The 20,136-nt window shown below is 58.0% G+C and carries 21 protein-coding genes; 17 read left to right on the forward strand and 4 right to left on the reverse strand.

Annotated elements, in window-relative coordinates; translation table 11 throughout:
* Positions 1-11: 11 nt before the first annotated feature.
* A complete protein-coding gene (locus REA38_RS17110; protein ID WP_308886327.1) occupies positions 12-1,445 on the forward strand; it encodes a PLP-dependent aminotransferase family protein in 1,434 nt (477 codons plus the stop codon).
* 61 nt (positions 1,446-1,506) lie between these two features.
* On the opposite strand, the gene REA38_RS17115 is transcribed toward REA38_RS17110, so the two are convergent.
* A complete protein-coding gene (locus REA38_RS17115; protein WP_308886284.1) occupies positions 1,507-1,815 on the reverse strand; it encodes a YqjD family protein in 309 nt (102 codons plus the stop codon).
* Positions 1,816-1,898: 83 nt separating this feature from the next.
* Positions 1,899-2,627, reverse strand: coding sequence for a DUF2461 domain-containing protein (locus tag REA38_RS17120; RefSeq protein ID WP_308886285.1), 729 nt, complete (start codon positions 2,625-2,627; stop codon positions 1,899-1,901).
* A 550-nt stretch (positions 2,628-3,177) separates the two neighbouring features.
* Here REA38_RS17120 and REA38_RS17125 point away from each other — a divergent pair.
* From REA38_RS17125 to asr, 16 genes are all read left to right on the forward strand, one after another.
* Entirely contained in the window at positions 3,178-3,564 is a 387-nt protein-coding gene (locus REA38_RS17125) for a VOC family protein (RefSeq protein ID WP_308886286.1), read from the forward strand.
* A 125-nt stretch (positions 3,565-3,689) separates the two neighbouring features.
* Positions 3,690-4,472 carry an SDR family NAD(P)-dependent oxidoreductase gene (locus REA38_RS17130; RefSeq protein ID WP_308886287.1) on the forward strand — a complete coding sequence of 261 codons (783 nt, stop codon included), beginning with the start codon at positions 3,690-3,692 and terminating at the stop codon, positions 4,470-4,472.
* Positions 4,473-4,519: 47 nt separating this feature from the next.
* Positions 4,520-4,978 carry a PhzA/PhzB family protein gene (locus REA38_RS17135; RefSeq protein WP_308886288.1) on the forward strand — a complete coding sequence of 153 codons (459 nt, stop codon included), beginning with the start codon at positions 4,520-4,522 and terminating at the stop codon, positions 4,976-4,978.
* A gap of 79 nt (positions 4,979-5,057) precedes the next feature.
* Positions 5,058-5,678: an isochorismatase family protein gene (locus REA38_RS17140; RefSeq protein WP_308886289.1), complete on the forward strand. Its 621-nt coding sequence runs from the start codon at positions 5,058-5,060 to the stop codon at positions 5,676-5,678.
* A complete protein-coding gene (locus REA38_RS17145; protein WP_308886291.1) occupies positions 5,675-7,540 on the forward strand; it encodes an anthranilate synthase family protein in 1,866 nt (621 codons plus the stop codon). Before REA38_RS17140 ends, REA38_RS17145 begins: the two co-directional genes overlap by 4 nt.
* Entirely contained in the window at positions 7,537-7,890 is a 354-nt protein-coding gene (locus REA38_RS17150; RefSeq protein WP_308886292.1) for a hypothetical protein, read from the forward strand. Before REA38_RS17145 ends, REA38_RS17150 begins: the two co-directional genes overlap by 4 nt.
* Entirely contained in the window at positions 7,869-8,714 is an 846-nt protein-coding gene (locus tag REA38_RS17155) for a PhzF family phenazine biosynthesis protein (protein ID WP_308886293.1), read from the forward strand. The genes REA38_RS17150 and REA38_RS17155 overlap by 22 nt, the downstream gene beginning before the upstream one ends.
* 13 nt (positions 8,715-8,727) lie before the next feature.
* Complete coding sequence (locus REA38_RS17160) at positions 8,728-9,363, forward strand: pyridoxal 5'-phosphate synthase (RefSeq protein ID WP_308886294.1); 636 nt, start codon at positions 8,728-8,730, stop codon at positions 9,361-9,363.
* A gap of 15 nt (positions 9,364-9,378) precedes the next feature.
* Positions 9,379-10,437, forward strand: a complete 1,059-nt coding sequence (locus REA38_RS17165; protein ID WP_308886295.1) for a phenazine antibiotic biosynthesis protein — start codon at positions 9,379-9,381, stop codon at positions 10,435-10,437.
* A 2-nt stretch (positions 10,438-10,439) separates the two neighbouring features.
* Positions 10,440-11,810: an aldehyde dehydrogenase family protein gene (locus tag REA38_RS17170; RefSeq protein ID WP_308886296.1), complete on the forward strand. Its 1,371-nt coding sequence runs from the start codon at positions 10,440-10,442 to the stop codon at positions 11,808-11,810.
* Positions 11,804-12,739, forward strand: coding sequence for a hypothetical protein (locus REA38_RS17175; protein WP_308886297.1), 936 nt, complete (start codon positions 11,804-11,806; stop codon positions 12,737-12,739). The genes REA38_RS17170 and REA38_RS17175 overlap by 7 nt, the downstream gene beginning before the upstream one ends.
* 44 nt (positions 12,740-12,783) lie before the next feature.
* Positions 12,784-14,553 carry a non-ribosomal peptide synthetase gene (locus tag REA38_RS17180; RefSeq protein ID WP_308886298.1) on the forward strand — a complete coding sequence of 590 codons (1,770 nt, stop codon included), beginning with the start codon at positions 12,784-12,786 and terminating at the stop codon, positions 14,551-14,553.
* Positions 14,554-14,622: 69 nt separating this feature from the next.
* On the forward strand, positions 14,623-15,081 hold the full coding sequence (locus REA38_RS17185) for a hypothetical protein (RefSeq protein WP_308886300.1): 459 nt from the start codon (positions 14,623-14,625) through the stop codon (positions 15,079-15,081).
* The gene (locus REA38_RS17190; protein WP_308886302.1) at positions 15,078-16,490 is read left to right on the forward strand and encodes an FAD-dependent oxidoreductase; all 1,413 of its coding nucleotides are present in this window, start codon (positions 15,078-15,080) and stop codon (positions 16,488-16,490) included. The genes REA38_RS17185 and REA38_RS17190 overlap by 4 nt, the downstream gene beginning before the upstream one ends.
* 29 nt (positions 16,491-16,519) lie before the next feature.
* Positions 16,520-17,557, forward strand: coding sequence for a 3-deoxy-7-phosphoheptulonate synthase (locus tag REA38_RS17195; RefSeq protein ID WP_308886303.1), 1,038 nt, complete (start codon positions 16,520-16,522; stop codon positions 17,555-17,557).
* A 178-nt stretch (positions 17,558-17,735) separates the two neighbouring features.
* Positions 17,736-18,086: an acid resistance repetitive basic protein Asr gene (gene asr / locus REA38_RS17200; protein ID WP_308886305.1), complete on the forward strand. Its 351-nt coding sequence runs from the start codon at positions 17,736-17,738 to the stop codon at positions 18,084-18,086.
* A gap of 195 nt (positions 18,087-18,281) precedes the next feature.
* Here asr and REA38_RS17205 read toward each other — a convergent pair whose 3' ends face one another.
* A complete protein-coding gene (locus tag REA38_RS17205; RefSeq protein ID WP_308886306.1) occupies positions 18,282-18,662 on the reverse strand; it encodes a DUF4440 domain-containing protein in 381 nt (126 codons plus the stop codon).
* Positions 18,659-20,041, reverse strand: coding sequence for an MFS transporter (locus REA38_RS17210; RefSeq protein WP_308886307.1), 1,383 nt, complete (start codon positions 20,039-20,041; stop codon positions 18,659-18,661). Before REA38_RS17210 ends, REA38_RS17205 begins: the two co-directional genes overlap by 4 nt.
* Positions 20,042-20,136 lie beyond the last annotated feature (95 nt).

Raw genomic sequence — 20,136 nt, forward strand, 5'->3', positions numbered from 1 at the left:
TTAACCGGGCCATAATGCCAACTTTCCTGACCACGCTGCGGCTGGACAGCCGGCTCGCCGAACCGCTGTACCGGCAGATTTACCTGCGGATTAAAGACGCCATCGCCCAGGGCAGCCTGGCGGCGGGCAGCCGGTTACCCTCGGTGCGCGGGTTGGCGAGCGATCTGGGCGTGGCGCGCGCCACGGTGGAAAGCGCCTACGCGCAACTTATTGCCGAAGGTTTCTTGCAGAGCCGCGGGCAGGCGGGCACCTATGTTTCACCGCAGCTGCCGCATGTGCCGCCGGGCGCGGTATCCGCCGCGCCGCCGCTGGCGGCGATAGCGCCGGATCCGCTGCAGCCGCAGGGCATGCTGCAGCCTTTCCAGCTGGGCGTGCCGGCGCTGGATGCGTTTCCGCGGGCGCTGTGGCAGCGCATTGTCGCCCGCCGGCTGCGCGGTTCCACGGTGGCTTCCCTGGCGCTGCCGCCGGCCGGCGGCCTGCCTGAACTGCGTGAGGCGATCGCCCATTATCTGCATTTGTCGCGCGGCATCAGCTGTCGGCCGGAGCAAATTTTCCTCTGCGCCGGTTATCCGGCGCTGTTGGACTGGGTGGTGGAGACGCTGTTGCACGCCGGCGACGCGGTATGGATAGAAGATCCCGGCTATCCGGTCACGCGCCCGCTGTTGCGGGCCGCCGGCGTCAGGCCGCTCGCCGTGCCGGTGGATGAACAAGGCATGGACGTGGCCGCCGGTATGCTGACGGCGCCTGAGGCGCGGCTGGCGGTGGTGACGCCGACCCATCAAAGCCCGCTCGGCGTCTCGCTCAGCCTGGCGCGGCGCATGGCGCTGCTCGACTGGGCGCAGCAGCGCGGGGCCTGGATCCTGGAAGATGACTACGACAGCGAGTTTCGCTATCACGGGCGGCCACTGCCGCCGCTGAAGAGCCTCGACGTTCAGGGGCGGGTGCTGTACGCCGGCACCTTCAGCAAAACGCTGTTCCCGGCGCTGCGCATGGCTTACCTGGTGGTGCCCGCCGGCCTGACGGAGGCCTTTGCGCGCAGCAGCCGGCTACGTGGCTGCGGCTGCCCGCCGCTGCTGCAGGCCGGCGTGGCGGATTTTATCCGGCAAGGGCATTTCTACCGCCACCTGAAACGCATGCGGCCGCTGTACCGCCAGCGGCGCGAGTGGCTGACGCAGGCGCTGGAACGGCAGCTGGGGACGTGGCTGACAGCGGTGCCGCAACAGGGCGGCATTCAGCTGTTGGCCCGGCTGCGTGACGGGGTGGCGGATACGCCGTTGGCGGCACAAGCCTGGCAGCAGGGGCTGGCGGCGCAGGCGTTATCGGACTGGCGAATCGACCATCCGGCGGGGCAGGGGTTACTGCTGGGGTTCGCCAATTTCACTCGGCAAGAGGAGACGGAGCGGGCGGTGCAGGGGCTGGCGCAGCTGTTCAAACGCCTAAATTAAACGGCCCGCGATTTCCGCGGGCCAGACGCACATCTGTTTTATCTTTATGACTGCAGGGGTGTTAACGCCGGGCCAGCAGCACGCCGAGCACGATGCCGACGGCGGCACCGATCCCTACGCCCTGCCAAGGTTTGTCACGCACATAGCTGTCGGCTTGATCGACCGCGTCGCGCGCATGCTGTGTCAGACTGGTGGAGCCATTGAACCGCGACCGGGCGTCGCGCAGCACGCCTTTCGCCTTGCTGTGCAGCGCTTTCAGTTCCTCTTGGGTCTTGTCGCCGGACTCACGCAACACTTCATCCAACGTATCGGCCAATAGGGTCACGTCCTGATCGATGTCGCGTTCGGTTCTTTCCGCTTTCTTAAACATTCGGCTCTCCATTCGACACACGTGTTTTAAGTGTAGACCATGCCGAGATTTGCGTGGCCGATCACGGAAAAAACGCGGCGCGATTATCCGAACAATCGTGAACGCTGTTGCTCGACGTCGCTATTCTTCTCTTCTTCAACGCGGATCAGGAAGGTATAAAGCGGTGCCAACTGGGTAAAGGCTTCTGCCAGCGTATTAACTAACTGTGGGTTGAATAGCTCGGCAATATCGTGATTTTCTTGCATGACCGAGAAAGATTTCCGATTATACCAGGTGGCGATCTCTTCGGGCTGATCGGGTTGCAAGGGGTGTTTGTACGCTTCGCCAGCCAACTCAAACACCGGTAAAAGATGTGCCGTGGCGTGCCGGAACTCATTTTCGCGGCGGAGAATATTTTCTCTTACGCGGTCCATCGTGGCCCGTGTTGCAGCGTAATAGCCCAAACCGTAATAAAAACTCTCTGGCCTGATTTCAAAGAAATAAACCGGAGAATCAATCCAGTGCTTTTTATCGCGTTTAAACGTCAGCCACATTCGGTCGCGAAAGCGGGACTTGTCTTTGGAGAAGCGCGTATCCCGATAAATGCGGGATACGGTCTTGCCTATCGCGGGGCTGACTTCAATACAAGGATCGATTCTTTGCATCGTCGGGGTGAGTGATTCAACGAGATGTTGAAAAGGTTCCAATAAATGTATTTTATATGCAGACTTATTGTTGTCATACCACTCTTTGCTGTTTTGCCGTTTAACTTCGCTTAAGAAGGCGATACTTTCTTTGCTGAACTGACCCTGTGGAGTCGCTGTACCATCCATTGTTGCCCCCATTTTTTGCCACCTACTGTAAAGTGTATCTAATTAAATAATCATTATTGTTCATTTCAATAAAAAAACCTGCTGAAAAGCGGTTTGTTGATCTATATCAACAAAAAACGATCTGCGTGTAAAATTTATATACATTTGTCGATGTGTAAAGCATTCTCGTGGTAACAAAGCATTAGAAAGCATAACAGATGTTGCGAAGGAAATAGTTCTTGCTGGTTATTATAAAACACCATCCATAAGGAAGGTTTTACGATGAGTGGGCAAGTTATTAATTATCAGGGTAATATATTTATACTTGACGTTATAGCTAACGCCATTGACTGTCCGGTTGGTTCTCACAGGCAATCTCGTGCCGGTAGGAATAGCAAAATCCTGCTTCTTTTGATGTGGTTTTTCCTGCGGTTATCTCATAAATCTTTGTCTTTCCCCTCAATCTTACTCTTTCTTATGGTGATTAATTTCATATTTAATCATTTGCATTTGAAATACATCTAGCTCTATTGAATCAATCTGACTTTAAGCTGTTTACAGGAGGAGTGGTATGTTCAAGCCTAATAGTGTGATTTTGTACGTTGACAACGTCGAAGCCAGCACCGCGTTTTACAAAGCTATTTTTGGTGAGGGGCCGATCGAGGCTTTTCCCGGTTTTTCCGTGTTCTCGTTAAAAGATGGTTTTATTTTAGGGTTGCAAACCAAGCACGATATCGAGCCTAAGCCCCAACCGGCATTCGGCGGGTTTGAGTTGTGCCTGAGTGATATTTCGATTGAAGAGGTCGACGCCATTTACCGCGACTTTAAAGCGCGCAATGTCCCAATGGCGTTGCCACCGAGCAGGCTGGAGTTTGGCTACACCTTTGTGGCACTGGATCCGGACGGGCACCGCATTCGCCTGTGCGCGACGGACACCAGCGGAATCGAGAAGTTGTAATCGGCCGGGCCGATTTTGTCTTTACCTACAGGTGGCGTTAGTGGTGTCGGTTTGTCACACCGCTTTGCTTTAGGGGGAGATGAACATCGGCCCATGAGTTCGTCTTAGCATGCAAGGAGAAGCATGTGAGAAAAATATGGTTGATCACCGGTGCGGCTCGTGGTTTTGGCCGTGTTTGGACGGAGGCGGCGCTAAAAAGGGGGGATGGCGTCATCGCTACGGCGCGTGAGCCGGAGAAATTGGCCGATCTGGCCGCTCAGTACGGCGAGAGCCTCTTGCCGGTGAAGATGGATGTGTGCGATCGCGCCGCCGTGGCGGCAGCGGTGGAAACCGGCTTTCACGCTTTCGGGCGCATTGACGTTGTGGTGAACAATGCCGGTTACGGTCTGTTTTGCCCGTTGGAAGACGTGCCGGAAAAGGAAGCCAGACAGATTGTCGAAACCAATCTGCTGGGGTCGCTGTGGGTCATTCAGTCGGTGCTGCCGTATTTAAGGCGACAAGGGCATGGGCACATGATCCAGATCTCCAGCATTGCCGGTTTGCTGGCGTTGCCCGGCATGGCGATGTACAACGCGACAAAATGGGCGGTGGAAGGCATGGTCGAAACGCTGGCTCAGGAGGTCAAGGCGTTTGGCATCAATGTCACGTTGGTGGAACCTGGCCCCCACCTTACCGATTGGATCGGCAGTTCGGCTGTGCGCCCGGAACGCGGGCAGGCCTATCCCTCTCACGAGCAGATGATGCAGCAGAGTTGGCCGCGTTTGCCATTGGCCGTTCCCGATGCCGCCGTGGCACCGATGATGACGCTGGTGGATACGGATACGCCGCCGTTGCGGCTGCTGTTGGGTGAGTCGTTAAATGCGTTGATCATTCAGGATGGGCAACAACGTCTGGCTGGCATCGCATAATCAAAGCAAGAATGCTGTCTCATTTTATATGGAATTAAGGAGCAGTGATGATGGAAAGTAAAGTGCGCGCGAGCAATCGCAATATTGTCGAACAGTATATGAATACTTACGGGCAGGCCCGTTTATCCAGGCACGAACTGTTTGACGAGGAGGGATGCGGGGGGCTTTGGACTACGGACAGCGGTGAACCGGTCGTTATCAAAAGCAAAAAGCAGTTGGCTAAACATGCGGTATGGTCGTTGACCTGCTTTCCCGACTGGCGTTGGTACAACGTGAAGATATTCGATACGCAGGATCCGGATATTTTTTGGGTTGAATGTGACGGGAAAGGAGAGATTAATTTTAAGGGCTACCCAAAAGGGTTTTATCAAAATCACTTCATTCATTACTTCCAGTTTAAAAATGGAAAAATCATCCTTCAACGTGAGTTTATGAATCCTTGTCAGCAATTCCGCGCACTGGGTATTGATGTGCCGGAAATAATCAGAGAAGGCATTCCGACCTAATATCCTTTTTTCATTGATTCATCTTTATCTCGTTTTTATGTGATTCCTTTTTACGTCCTGATAAGACTGGGGATATGACATGGCTATACCTGATATAGAAGACTATGATCTCAGCTCGTTGGCATCGTCAATACCAAATAAAGTAGACTGGCGTATGACTCCCGCCAGAAGTTTGCTTTTAGTTCACGACATGCAAAATTTCTTCCTTAACCCGTTGCCTGAGTTATTACGCAATACCTTGTTGGCGAACTGTGCGCAATTGTTGGCCTGGGCGAGAAAACATGCCGTCCCCGTGGTTTACACCGGCCAGAAAGGCAGCATGAGCGCCCAAGAGCGCGGATTGCTTTACGATTTCTGGGGGGCTGGCATGGATGCCGATCCGTTGCATACGGCAATTACGCCATTATTATCGCCCCAACCGGGAGAGCCGGTATTGAAAAAATGGCGATATAGTGCGTTCTTCTCTTCGGAGCTTGCCAATATATTTTCTGACCAGCAGCGTGATCAAATAATTATATGTGGCGTCTATGCGCAAATTGGAATTTTAACCACCGCCCTGGATGCTTATTCCAGAGATATTGAGGTCTTTCTGGCGCGGGACGCGATAGCTGATTTTTCTCAGGTGGCCCATCAACGCATGCTGACTTACGCCGCTTCATGTTGTGCGTCGATATTATCGGTGGACGAGGTGATGGCATGAATACAGATCCGGCAATCACCTCTTTGCTGCGGCATGGCAGCACCCATGAATCGTTTGCGCTGTTATTCAGATGCGGGCGCGGCGCGATTCCCGAAATCGAAGTGATCACGGGGGAAGAACGGCATCTGAACAGTTTGCAAGATCTGGCGGATTTACCGGCGAATGCTGACGGCGGCGACGGGCGGCAAACGCTGCTGGTCGCGCCGTATCGGCAAATTGCTGAACGGGGCTACGCCGTTAATGACGACGGAAAACCGCTCATTGCGCTCGTCAATGCGCGCAGCAGTAAAGTGCCGCTCCATGAGGCTCTGGCTCTGCTGCCCGATGCGCTGTTGAAGGTGAACGCCGCCGCGTTCGAGCCTTCCGACGATGAGTATGCGGACACGGTCGCTCAAGTCATTCAACGGGAGATCGGCACCGGCCAGGGGGCTAATTTCGTTATCCGCCGCGCCTTTACCGCCGCCTTCGAAGATTATGGTTGCGAAACGGGATTAACTCTCTTTAAAAACCTGCTGTTGCAAGAAAGCGGCGCTTATTGGACCTTTTTCATTCAGTGCCGCGATGTCACCTTGATAGGCGCATCGCCGGAGCGGCACATCACCCTGCAGCAACAGAGGGTCTCCATGACGCCGATCAGCGGCACCTATCGCTATCCCGCCACCGGGCCGACTCGTGAAGGGCTGATCGACTTCTTATCCAATGAGAAGGAGAAGGATGAGCTGTCGATGGTGCTGGATGAAGAACTGAAGATGATGACCCGCATCTGCGACGCCGACGTCAAAACGTTTGGCCCCTTCTTAACGCCGATGTCGCGTCTGGTGCATACCGGCTATCGGCTCGAGGGGCATTCATCGCTGCCGATGCCGGAGATTTTGCGATCTTCCATGTTTGCGCCGACGGTCACCGGCAGCCCGCTGGAAAACGCGACGCGCGTTATCGCTAAATATGAGTCATCCGGGCGAGGTTACTACAGCGGCTTTGCCGCCTTGCTGGGCTCTGAGGGCGGTGAGCCGACGATCGATTCGGCGATCCTGATCAGGACGAGTGAAATTGATTCGACGGGCGCGCTGACCATCGGGTTGGGAGCGACGTTGGTTCGTACCTCGGATCCTGTCGCCGAAGCGGCGGAAACGCGGGCGAAGGCCGCCGCGTTACAGTGTGCCATGGGCTTGAATGGCGAGTCGACGTCCATTTTTCAGGATGAACAAGTCACTGTCGCGCTGCAAAAGCACAATCATCGTCTGGCCGCCTTTTGGCGTGATGACACCGGTGAGAATGCGAGGCGCTGTCGGGGCGAGGTGCTGCTGATTGATAACGAAGACGCTTTCACCTCGATGATGGAGTATCAGCTGCGCGCAATGGGATTCAACGTCCGGCTCGCGCATTACGCTTCTCTTCTCCAACCCAACCCGCATGAGCTGCTGGTCATCGGCCCAGGGCCGGGCGATCCGCGCGATCTGAACGACAAACGGGTGATCCGCAGCCGCACGCTGATTCAGACCGCCATGCAACAAGGCCAACCCTTTATCGCGATCTGTTTCGGCCATCAGATTCTGTGCGCCACCCTGGGGTATCCGATAGTCGCGCTGGCGTCACCCAATCAGGGGATACAAAAAGAGATCCCCTTCTTTGACAAGGTCGAACGCGTGGGGTTTTACAACACGTTCACCGGGCTGGCGGCCAGCAATGCCTTGGCCAGCGAGTATGGCGAGATTCGCGTCGCGCGGGATGAGGCGACCGGCCAAATTTATGGCCTGCGCGGACCGCGCTTTTCGTCCATGCAGTTCCATCCCGAGTCGGTGTTGACCATCGATGGGCCACGGATCCTTTATGAATCAATCCAACAGGTGGTGGCCTCATGATCATGGAATGCGTGTGGTGGGAGCTGGCGCCGGGCGAGCCGGACATCGGGCAACTGCAGGCGCAGCTTGAGCAGGTCGATCTGGCCGCCTGGCAGCGAATCGGCGCGTTGCAGGCCAAATACTGGATTATGAATGAGGCGCCGCCGCGCTGGGGAGCGGCGATGGTGTGGCGTGATGAGAAGCCCGATCTCGCGGCGTTGCCGCTGAATGCGGCCGCTGAGGCGATCGGCCGGCCGCCGGATGTGCGGCTGCGGTTCACCGTCGCCGCATCTTGCCTGAATGAGTCGATTATCGCGCCCTGGGCGTCTCTGCTGAGTCGGGAGGAAACATGCACCACTATGTCATCGTAAATGCGTTCAGCGATCGCGTGCTGGCCGGCAATCCGGTCGCCGTATTTTTCGACTGTGACGATCTTGAGCCGGAAACCATGCAGCGTATAGCGGCGGAAATGCGGCTCTCGGAATCCACGTTCGTGTCGCGCCCTCGCCGCGGCGGCGACGCGCATGTCCGCATTTTTACACCAGTGAACGAACTGGGGTTCGCCGGCCACCCGCTGCTGGGCACGGCGCTGGCGCTGTCTCTTCGGTTGCAAAAAACCACCCTGAATATCGAAACCGCGAAGGGCGTTTTCCCCTTCACGCTGGAAGATGCCAGGCTGCGCAGCGATCTCCCGGTCGCCCATGTCGATATGCTCCAGCCGTCGCCGCTCATCCAACCCTATGCGCAAGCTGAAGCGTTGCTGCTCGCGCTGGGGGTGACGCACAGCACTTTGCCGATTGAACAGTACGACGTCGGGCCGCGCCACGTCTTTGTCGGCGTCGCCGACATGCAGACGCTGGCATCGCTCAACCCCGATCAGCGCGCCTTGGCGCAGCATGAAAACATGGCCGCGCTCTGTTTCTGCCGCGACGGCAATCGCTGGCGCCTGCGGATGTTCTCACCGGCATACGGCGTCGTGGAGGACGCGGCGACCGGCTCGGCCGCCGGGCCTTTGGCGCTGCATCTGGCACGGCACGGCTGGAGCGACTATGGCCAGTCGTTGGAAATCTGGCAGGGGGTGGAAATGGGGCACCCGTCAAAAATGTACGGCATGGCGCAAAGGGATGAAGGGGCGTACCGGCTGTATGCCGGAGGGCACGCCATCCAGGTAGCGCAGGGCACCTACGCGATTTGAAGGAGAAGGAAAAATGGGAAGCAGTGCGTTTGAAAGTGTCAGCGGCAAGGTGGATACGGACTTTTTGCCTTTCCATACGCGGCTGAACCAGCCGATTGAGCTCGCCTGCGCCTGGGTGCGGGAAGCGATACGCGAACAGGTCAGAGAACCGCGCGCGATGGTGCTGACGACCGCCAATGCGCAGGGGGAAATGAGTTCGCGCGTTATGGCGATCCTCGATTTTGCCGAGAGCGGCATTCTGTTCGCCACCCACAGCTGTAGCCGCAAGATCCAGGATATCGACAGCCATCCCCACGCTTGCGCTCACTTCTACTGGAAAGAACTGGGGCGGCAGCTCTCGGTCAGCGGCAGGGTGGTCAAACTGCCGCAGGCCACGGCCAGGGCGGTCTGGGAAAAACGGCCGATTCCGTTGCATGCGATGTCGACGGTCTCTCACCAAAGTGAACCGTTGTTGGACAGCGAGACGTTGCGTCGGGCGGCCGAGGCCCTCGAGGACGCGGGGGCATTGCCCTGCCCCGATCGTTTCGCCGTCTACCAACTGATACCGCAAACGGTGGAGTTTTGGGCCGCCAGTTCGGATCGCCTGCACCGGCGTTTGCGGGCTGAGTATCACCGGAACGAATGGCGAAGCGCCTGGCTACAGCCGTAACCATGGGAAAATATGATGAATTTACCTGATTTTACTTCCCACCTGACGGGAATGATGAAATGGCATTTTTCACCGCAAACCGGCGCGCCGTTCTGGTTGGATATGCGCCAATCGCTCGATTTTGATCCGCTGCATGAGGTTAACACTTTCGCCGATCTGGCGCGTTTCCCCGATGTTGCCGATCGTCTGCGCGATGTCTCGATAGACGCGCTGATCCCGCGTGGCTTGCATGACTCGGCGCTGGCGGGCGTATTTGAAAGCGGCGGCACTACCGGCAAGCCGAAACGCATCGTGGTGTTTGAGCAGTGGCTGGACGAGTTGGTGAGCTGGCGTTTATCCGGTCAGCGGCCCGGCGCCGACGAACAGCCCGGCAATACGTTGGCACTGGTTCCGACCGGCCCGCATATCGTCGGCGCGATAAATGCCCGTCGCGCGCGGGCAAAAGGTGGGCTGTGCTTTACCGTCGATCTGGATCCGCGCTGGGTCAAAAAGTGCATTCAGCGCAATGATATGGCAGGGATGCAAGCCTATGCCGCACATATCGTCGAACAGGCCGAGGATATCCTGTACACGCAGTCTATCCAGTACCTTATCGCCACACCGCCGATTCTGGAGCGGATGGCGCAACGTCCGGCGCTGGTGGCGTATATGAACCGGACGCTGAAAGAGATCACCTGGGGCGGCACCCAAATGGATCCCGATACTCTGGCGTTCCTGCAAACGGAGGTGTTTCCGGCGGTGCCGATCAACGCCAGCTATGGCAGCACGATGATCCTGGGGGAAGCCAAGGCGCGCTGCCCGGCGAGTGCCGACGATTCGGTGATTTTCGACAGTTTCGCACCCTATATCCTGCTGGAGGTGGTCGATCCGCAAACGCTGCACCCCGTGCAGTTTGGCGAATGCGGGCGAGTGATCATGCATCATCTCAGTCGTTACGCCTTCTTCCCCAATATCCTGGAGCGTGACACTGCGGTGCGCCGACCGCGCAACGACGATTTCCCCGGCGCGTCGGTCAGCGACGTTGGCCCGTTGGCGGCCATTGACGGGCGCGTGGTTATCGAGGGGGTTTATTAACCATGAACACTCCTCTTGGCTCGGCGGCGGTGGGGCGGATTGAGGCCGTGGCGCTGGGGCGCGAGTACGCTACTCGGCGGCGCGTCGCGATCCACGATCTGTGCGGCGCTCCGGTCGCGGAAATGGCGGTCGCCCCGCCGGTTTACATCCATAGCGCCATCGGCGCGATGAGAGAAGCCCCCGCGCTCCCCCTGGCGGAAATTCATGCCGCGATGGCGCGTGCGGCGGATAGTTTCCAATATGACGCGGTCGCGGGGCTGTCGCCCGATGCGTATTGCCAGCGGGTGCGCCGCACCACCGGCTTACCGGCGGCGGTGATGCAAAACGCCCTGGCCGCGATCGCGCAGGCGTTGCGCGAAATGCCGCAGATTATCGATGCGGGCAGGCCGCAAGGCGCCTGCTGGTCGCGGCACGATGCGCAGGCGCTGGCCGGATGCAGCTTATTCAGCCGCAAAGGCGACATTTTCGCCGTGCTGGCCGCCGGCAACGGGCCGGGCATTCATGCGCTGTGGCCGCAAGCGGTGGCGCTGGGCTACCGTGCGCTCGTTAGGCCTTCTACGCGCGAACCCTTCACGGCGCAACGGGTGGTCTGCGCGATGGCGCAAGCCGGCCTGGCGCATTATGCGGCGCTGATCCCCACGGACTATCGCGGGGCGGACGAACTGGTGGCGTCGGCCGACCTGACGTTGGCGTATGGCGGCCAGGACATTGTGGATAAATACCGTCTCCATCCCCGGGTACGCGTACAGGGGCCGGGGCGCGCCAAGATTGTCGTCGGCGCCGACGCTTGCCTGGATGACGCGGCCGCGTTGGTGGCGAGGTCAATGACCGATCTTGGCGGCGCCGCCTGCGTGTCGACCAGCGCGGTGCTGGTGGAGGGCGATGCACATGACTTTTGTCGGCGTTTAAGGCTGGCACTGCAACAGCTGCCGTCGGAGGCGTTGCCGCGCGCATCGCGGCAAACGGTGGATTGGCTGCGCAGCGCGCTCGACTTGCCCGTTGAGGTTGACCCGACGCCGGAAGGCTACGTGCTGCATCCGCTGGTGACCGAAGTCACTGAACCTGACGATCCGCGGGTGCAGCGCGAGTTGCCTTTCCCCTGCGTGACGGTCGCGCCGTATCAGGCGATGCGCACCGCACCGATGCTGTCCGGCTCTCTGGCCGTGACGGTATTTTCCCGGCAATCCCGGCTGCTGGCGCCGATTTTGGCCGATGCCAGCATCAGCAATGTTTATATCGGTGATATTCCCACAACCTGGATGGCCCATTCGGTGCCCCACGATGCCTACCTAAGTGATTTCCTGATGTGCAATCGGGGATTTCGCGTCGCGCCATCCTGGGCAGAAAATAAAACTAAAGGAGAGACATGGTGACCACCCCCTATGCGTTGATTTTTGGACCTGCGGATGTTTCCCACATGATGAAAGACATGCAGCGTCTTTACGATACCCACCCTCAGGTTCGTGCCCGCTTCGGACAGGTTGCGCGCTCCGCCGGTGTGGACGTCGACACGATCTTGCGTAAGACGCCGCTGCTTGATGACGCTTCATGCATGCAGGTGGTTTCGCTGGGGTTGCTCGCCGGCATGTTGGGCATTGCCGACGACATCATTGAACAACGCGGTGCGCCGAGCTGCGTAGGCGGCATCAGTCTTGGTGAAGTGGCCGCGCTCTGTGTGGCCGGCGGGTTGACTCTGGACGACGCAACGGCGCTGATCCGCCTGCGGGTCGACATGCCTGAGGCCGATGACGAAACGGTGGGATTTGTCATGGTGATGGAAGAAGGCGGGCGCGCTTTCTACCACCAACCGCCGGAAATGCGCATCGCCGTCGATTATGGCCTGATTCATCAAGGCATCGGCTCGCTGTTGATGGTCGCCGGTTTGCGTCGGACGCTGGAGGGGCGCGGGCAGGAAGGTTCCGGCGTGCTGGAGGTGCTACCGCCGGCGCTGTGCAACTCGGCGTATCACACCCCTTATCGCCGACGGATCGCCGAGCAGGTCGCCGCGTATTTGCAGGGTTGCACGCTGCCTGCGCCGCGTTATCCGGTGGTGACCTGTTTGCCGGAGATCGGCGTGGTTAACGATCCGCAGGGCGTCAAACAGATGTGCGTGCGCGGCGAAACGGAAACGCTGTCCGTGCCGGCGATGATCCGGCAGATGCAAAGCTTCGGTGTGGCGGACGTCATTTGCATCGGACCGTTCTTACGCAGCCTCAATCTGGATTTCGGCGGCGTATCGGCCTCATTTCGTGATGAACAATGGGTCGACGATATCTCGTCGTCTCTCTCGGCGGTTGAATAACGGCGCCAACGCGTTTCTCCATGATTTGCCAACAGGAGCTCCTCATGCCAGACATGACGACAGGAAACAGCAGTGTGAATATCAGCGAAACCGGCAACGCGGCCGAGCTGATTCTACAGTCAATCGTGCAGCATCCAGAGAAAACCGCGCTAATCAACGGCGAGAGCCGCATGGATTACACCGAATTCGAACGGCGCGTGGTTGCCGTACAGCGCCAGCTGACGCAGGTCGGTGTTGGGCCGAATGATGTCGTCGGGTTGCTGTTGCATCGCGATCGGTGGCTGATCCCGGCGATGGTCGCCACACTGGCTCTCGGGGCGACCTTTGTCCCGTTGGATCCCGCCTATCCGCTGTCCAGGCTGGAACGCTACGTCGACGTCGCCAAGCCGAAAGTGCTGCTCGCTCATCCGGACGAGAGCGTTCTGGCGCGGCAGTTGCACCATAACGTGACGTATCCCGTACCTGGCGTGGCGGGGAAGGTGGTTTGCGTGGCAAGGCGGTGCGATGACATCGCTTACATCCTGTTTACCAGCGGTTCGACCGGACAGCCCAAGGGCGTCAGCATCAGCCACCAGGCGCTGAGCAACTTCTTAACCGCCATTGCCGAACGGTTGGCAGTGCGCTCGTCCCATGTCTTTTTGGCGCATACCACCGTGGCGTTCGATATTTCCATCCTTGAGCTGCTGCTGCCGCTGAGCGTTGGTGGGACGGTCCTGTTGGCGACCAATGATGAAGTGAGCGCCATCGAAGGCATTCTCCCGCTGATTGAGCAAAGCCATTTCGTTCAGGCGACCCCGAGCCTATGGAAAATTTTGTGGGCGACCGGCTGGCGTCCCGATACCTCTGTGACGCTGTTGGCCGGTGGGGAGGCGCTGCCGTTGGCGTTGGCGAAAAAATTGAGCCAGGCCTGCGGCAAACTATGGAATCTGTATGGCCCGACGGAAGCGACGGTCTGGACATCGTGCGAATGCGTTGAGTGGGACGCGGATTATATTTCCATCGGTGAACCGCTGGCGAATACCCAGCTGCACGTGCTGAACGAAACGCTTGAGCCGTGCGAGCAAGGTGAACTCTATATTTCCGGGCACGGTCTGGCCCAAGGCTATTACGGTAACCGCGAGGGCACGGAAAAAGTATTTATCACTCACCCGCAAACCGGCATGAGGCTTTATCGCTCGGGGGATCGCGTTCACCTGCGCGAGCCGGGAAAAATCGAATGGCTGGGGCGCGGAGAAGGGGAAATTAAAATCCGCGGCAATCGCATCGGTGTGAGCGAGATCGAGCAAGAGCTGGAAAATATCCCCGGCGTCGCGGGCGCGGTGGTCGCCGCCAGACCGTTTGAAGGACAGGGCGAAGATATGCTCACCGCTTATATCGTCAGCCAGGCGTCATTGAGCAAAGCGTCTCTGGAGGACATATTGGGTAATAAGCTGCCCGCATATATGGTGCCGGATCTGTTTGTGGTACTGCCTGAATTTCCTCTCCAGCCGAACGGCAAGTTCGACAGAAAATCCCTGCCCGATCCCTGCTGGAGCAACACGCTGCATCATCACATCGATAGCGCGTTGCCCGCACGAGACAGCGCCCAACGGCAAGCCATCGCGGAGACGGTTTGTCAGGTATTCGCGACCACGCTGGGCCGCAAAGCGTTTGATGCTACATCGAGCTTTTTCGACCGCGGCGGCAATTCGGCGCTGGCCGTGATTTCGGCAGGCATTATCAGTGCGAAGTTGCAGCGCAAGATCCCGGTATCGCTGATCGTCAGCGGCGAAAATCCCAACGCGATTGCGGAGCAAATATTGCAACACACCTGAGCGGCGGGTTGCAGGGAATATTATCAACGCATCCAGAGCATCATCCGGGGATCATGCTAAGGAGAGGCCATGAATAACGAACAGCAATTACGTGAAATATGCCAATTCATTAATCAGGAGCGTGTATTAACGCTCAGTGTCGCTGCGGAAGGGGCGGTGTGGTCGGCAAGCTGTTTCTATCAATTCCAAAAAGATCAGATGGTGTTGTATTTGATGAGCGATATCAATTCACGCCACTCGCAGTTAATGCTCAAGGCACCAATGGTTTCCGGCACCATTGTTTCATCGGTGAAGTCAATGATGTCGATGAAAGGGGTGCAATATCAGGCTCATATTACTCCGTTGTCTGCGGAACATGAGGAGCAGGCGCGAAATTTATATTGTGAACGTTATCCAATCAGTCGCGTTATGGCGTTGAAAATATGGAGGCTGCAATTGATAGAAGTAAAATTTACGCAAAGACGCATGGGCGTTAAACGGTGTCTGCATTGGCTGCGTGCGCCGAGGCGGGAGGCGTTACCACAATGAAGAAAAAACATATCGCCATTATCGGTGGCGGCGCAGCGGGCACCGTAGCGGCCTGGCTGTTGCGCGACCGGCATCATGTGACCGTGTTTGAAGCAAACCATTATATCGGCGGGCACGTTTATACGTGCTCTGTTGACGCCGGTGAACAAGAACACATTCCCGTGGATATGGGGGTGGAATACTTTAACGAACGCGTTGCGCCGAACGTATTTAATTTGCTGCGATATTTGGGCATCGAAAACTACGTGGCGCCTTCGTCGTTCCACGCCCGTTTTCCCGGAGAAGCGCAATACTGGAGCAACGTTCACTGCGATGGCCCCATGCGCCAGGCCATGCAGGACGAGTTTAGCCGCTTTCAACTGGGCATGTCGGAGGTGATGAGCTCCGGCGACGCGCGTTATAAAACGATGTCGATCGCGGATTACCTGGCGGAAAACGGTTATTCGCCCGGGTTTAGTTATCAGGCGCTCTATCCGATGATCAGTATTTCTACCGGCTGCAATGTCGATCTGCGCAGTTATCCGCTGATGTTTTTCGCGCTGTCGTTCAACGCCAATCTGGTTTCGTTCTTTGCCCCCGGCTATTGGCGCAAGGTAGACGGCGGCATGAATCGCTACCTGCAAAGCCTGGCCGACACGTTGGGGGAGCGTTTGCGGCTGAATACGCCGGTAGAGTGGGTAAAACCCCGTGGCAAAGGCGTTGCGTTGCGCCATGCGGGAAAAGAGGAGATGTTCGATGCGGTGATTTTCGCCACCTCTGCGGAGGTCACTCTATCGCTTTTGGCGGAGGCGACGGCAAAGCAACGGGAGATCCTGTCCCACTTTGCCTATCACGATATCGAGAGCGTAGCTCACCATGACACGCGTTATTTGGGGGAGAAGGCGGTGCCGCACTACTTCAATTTCCGGCAGTTCACTGACTCGCCTGAGGGAACGCCAGCAGGTAGCGTAACCCGGGTGATTAACGCGTTATCACCGTACCGGAATCTCACTACGCCACTGTTGGTGACTCTCGACCCCAAAGTGCCTATCGATCCGCAAAAACGGGTAAAAACCTGTCGCTGGCGCGTGGCCAAACAGCAGCCTGGCGATTTCTTGCACAAGACGCGTCTGAGAGAAATACAGGGTGGCGCCAACATGTGGTTTTGCGGTGTCGACACCAGTCTGGGCGGACATGAAGGGGCTGTGGTGTCAGGCATGGTGATCGCCGACCGGTTGGGGGCGACTTATCCTTATAAGCATGACCTGCTGGCGTATATTCAATTCAAAGTGACCAAGGATATTATGGGGGTTAAAACGTGCGGTGAAGCCTTAAAAGACAGACTGTCCGATCTGTTATTCATCACCGCCAAAAAATGCGCTCTCCATAAAAGTCTTTCTTACAAGTTTATTAAAGATTTCATCGTATAAACATGTACACCAGTGTACTAGGGAACATTATGTACAAAATAGATGAATTGCGTATCGACAGTTTAGTGACACCCGATAAATTAGCGGGGCAATTACCGGCCTCCGCCGACATTATCGATAATGTCATTGCGGCGCGTAAACGTATCGAACGCATTCTTTACGGGGAAGATAAAAGATTACTGGTCGTGATTGGCCCCTGTTCGATTCACGATCGGAGCGCTGCGCTGGACTATGCCGGGCTACTGGCGACACAGCGTGAGCTCTATCAGGATCGGCTGGAAATCGTCATGCGCACCTATTTCGAAAAACCGCGCACGGTGGTGGGTTGGAAGGGATTAATCTCCGACCCGGCGCTGGACGGCAGCTGTCAGGTGAGTCGCGGCATCGAAATGGCGCGCCGGCTGCTGCTGGATATCAATCAGCTTGGATTGCCCACCGCCACCGAGTATTTGGATGTGGTGGTGGGGCGTTATATCGCCGACCTGATCAGTTGGGGAGCGATAGGCGCACGAACGACGGAAAGTCAGGTACATCGGGAAATGGCTTCAGCGTTGTCCTGCCCTATGGGGTTTAAAAATGGCACCGACGGCAATATCACTATCGCTATTGACGCCATTAGGGCCGCTCGCAACAGCCATACGTTTTTCTCGCAGGATAAACATGGGAAGATGACGGTTTATCAGACCAGGGGCAACGCCTACGGGCATATCATTTTGCGCGGGGGGAAAATCCCGAATTACCATGCGGCGGATATTGCCGCCGCCTGCGACAGACTGCAGGCATGTAACCTGCCAGCGCATCTGATGATCGATTTCAGCCACGGTAACTGCCAGAAAATAGCGCGCAACCAACTGGCGGTCGCCGCAGAGGTTTGCCGGCAAATTCGTGCGGGGTCGCATGCGGTAGCCGGCGTCATGGCGGAAAGTTTTCTGATTGAAGGTTCGCAGCCGGTCGTTGCGGGGCAGGCCCTGACCTATGGGCAATCGATCACCGACCCTTGTCTCAGTTGGACGGATAGCGAGCAGTTGCTGGCCATGCTGGCCGAGGCCGTTGACTCGCGTTTCTAGCGGCGCCGACGGCAGGTAAACGGAGAAAGACGGATGCCAATGTACAGCGTTCACCGAGGCTGTACATTTGGTTACTCGGCGAAACCAATCACTCACGGAAACGGCCGTTTGATTCCACTAGTATCTGTTTCAACGGCTCCACCGGAGCTTACCGAAACAACACTCTGAGGATTTAAAGATGAAAAAAGTATTAGCGCTGATCGTTGCTGCCACTATGGGTCTGTCTTCTGTTGCTTTCGCTGCTGATACTGCAGCTACTGCTCCGGCTACCACCACCGCGCCAGCTACGACCACCACCACTGCTGCGCCGGCGGCTGCTGCTGAAAAAGCGCCAGCTAAAGCAACGCACCACAAAAAAGCTAAGCACCACAAAAAAGCGCCAGCCCAGAAAGCTCAGGCCGCTAAAAAGCACCACAAAAAAGCGCCAGCTCAGAAAGCCCAGGCTGCTAAAAAGCACCACAAAAAAGCGCCAGTGCAGAAAGCTCAGGCCGCTAAAAAACACCACAAAAAAGCCGGTAAAAAAGCTTAATTAAGTGATGTTTGCGGGACCGAGAGGTTCCGCACTCTCCAGCCCGTATTTCAGACACCCGGTTCATCCGGGTGTCTTCTTTTGAGGCTACGCACGATGATCAATCGCTATCTGTTTGAAGTCATTTTCAGCGCGGTAACTCTGTGCGGGGTGGTCGTCGGTTGGGAACTGTTTCTGGCCGGCAGCTTCCTGTGATTATTGTGCCGCGGCGGTTTCGTGCAAATGCCGCCAGCCGAGCGCGGTGGGCAGACGCTCAAACACCACCGTGGAGTGGCGCAGCGTGGCGCTTTGTCCCGGCAGACTCTGTTTTTCCCGGTAGCTGACTACCGCGCCCGTCGGCCATTCGGCCACCAGCTTCATCTCTTCTATCACGATTTCCAATCCCGGTTTGGCGGCGCGATGCGCGCGGAAAAAGGCGCACAGCGCGGTGAAATCCAGCGGAGCGCCGTTCAGCGCGATCATGCTGAAATCCGGCGTAAAGCGCGCCAGCAGCGCCTGCTCTTCTCCAGCCCCTTTGCCCAGCCAGCGTTCAATGGCGATGTGGGCGTCGATCACTTCGGTAAAATACGGGTTCATAAAGCATCCTGTTGAGCGTTGAGTTGGCGCACGATGGCGCGGTTGGCGAGGCGCAGGCACAGCAACAGCGGGATAAATACGCTGGCGCCCGCCAGAATGAAGCAGGTTCGGTAGGCCGCCGCGGGCGGCAGCCCGGTCAGCAGCAGATTCAGCAGCAGGCTGAGCAGCGCCACGCCGAGGCAAAAACTGAGCTGGCGGTTGATGTTCCACAGCGCGCTGGCGTCCGCCAGCTGAGCGTCGGGGATCTGCAGGAACGCGCTGCTCTGCGCGGTGCTGCTGCACAGGCTGCCGCCAAACCCCATCAGGGCGAAGGCGGCGATCTGCCACGCGTGCTGCCCGGCCTGGTCGATCTGCGCCAGCGTCAGCATGCCGGCGCCTTGCAACAGGCAGCCGGCGATCAGCAGCGGCCGCGGGCCGAGGCGGTTAAAGGTTTTGCCGGTCAGCGTGATGGCCAGGAACGACGCCAGCGCCCAGGGCAGCATCAGGCCGCCGACCTGTGCGGCGGGCATCCCCAGCTGGTTTTGCAGATACAGCATCGCCACCAGGCTGACGCCGATGAACAGGCCGGGAATGCACAAATAAACCGCCATGGCGTTGCGCAGCAGCGGATCGCCGACCAGCCGCAGGTTCAGCAACGGTTGCGGGGTGCGCAGGCTATGGCGCAGATAGTACGCCAGCACCAGCAGGCCGGCGGCCAGCAGCGCCGCACCGGAAACCTGATGGCCGGTCTCGCTCAGCCGGGTCAGGCCGAGCAGCAGCAGCGTCAGCGCCGCGCAGGCGCTCAGCAGTCCTTTGCCGTCGAGCGGTTTGCGCGCCGTCGCCGACGTTTCCGCGCGCAGCCACCGCGCCGCCAGCGCCAGGGCCAGGGCCGCCAGCGGCAGGTTGGCGAAAAACACCCAGCGCCAGTCCAGCCGATTGACGAGCCAGCCGCCCAGCGCCGGTGACAGTGCCGGCGCCAGCAGCCCCACCAACATGATGGCCGCCGACAGCCCGGCGCGTTCATGGCTGCGGTACAGCTGATAGGTCAGCGTTTGGCCGATGGGGATCAGCAAGCCGCCGCCCATGCCCTGCAGGGTGCGCCAGCCGATCAGCGCGCCGATGCTGTCGGCGTTGCCGGCGCCGAAGGTGGCCAGCATGAACAGCGCCAGCGACAGCAGGAACACCCGCCGCCCGCCGATGCGCTGCGCCAGCCAGGCGCTGAGCGGGATCACCAGTGTCAGGCCGAGAATATAGCCGTTGCTGACCCACGCCAGTTGGCTGACCGACGCCCGCATCGCCTGGCCGATGGCGGGGTAGGCGACGTTGGCGATAAACATATTGATCAGATCGACGAAAAAGCCGAGCAGATAGACGATTGCCACTTTGCTGCGATAAGACATGGTGCCTCCGGTTGAAGGCGAGCAGTGTATCGGGGGGAAAAGTGCGGATAAATCGGCGGCGGGCGATTACACTGTCAAAATGATTTTGACAATAA

The sequence above is a fragment of the Serratia sp. MF1(2023) genome, from assembly GCF_030954545.1.
GTDB lineage: Bacteria > Pseudomonadota > Gammaproteobacteria > Enterobacterales > Enterobacteriaceae > Serratia > Serratia sarumanii.